Source organism: Flavobacterium sp. FlaQc-30, from assembly GCF_044005885.1.
In the GTDB taxonomy this organism is placed as follows: domain Bacteria; phylum Bacteroidota; class Bacteroidia; order Flavobacteriales; family Flavobacteriaceae; genus Flavobacterium.
The window spans coordinates 1-321 of record NZ_JBIPCO010000041.1 but is presented as its reverse complement, the minus strand read 5'-3'; the positions used below and the strand labels follow the sequence as shown (position 1 = coordinate 321).

Sequence of the window (321 nt, the reverse complement as noted above, 5' to 3'; positions counted from 1 at the left end):
ATTATTTTTCCTGCCAGTAATCTAACTCTGGAAACTCAAGAGGTTCTCTGCCTTCCCATTTAGGAAATACGAAATCTTTAGGTAAAGTATACTTTGAAACTTCATATTTCTTTTTTCTTGTCTTTTCGACATTTAATTTTGCTGCTCTGAATTTCATTATTTCAATTTTTTCCTTAAAATTTTCAAGCCATATTCTTCCAAATGTGTATGGTTTATTTTCCGAAACTTTATCCATTCCTACAGTAAGAAATACATTATTGCCATATTTGTTTTGAAATTCAATAAATAGGCTCTCTAGATTTTTTGGTAGTACAATTTGAG

General features: G+C 29.3%; 1 protein-coding gene. It reads right to left on the bottom strand.

What is annotated here, in order from left to right; translation table 11 throughout:
- Position 1: 1 nt before the first annotated feature.
- Positions 2 to 321 (bottom strand): hypothetical protein (locus tag ACHRV0_RS21655; protein ID WP_395442522.1); only part of this gene is annotated, 320 nt, incomplete at its 5' end.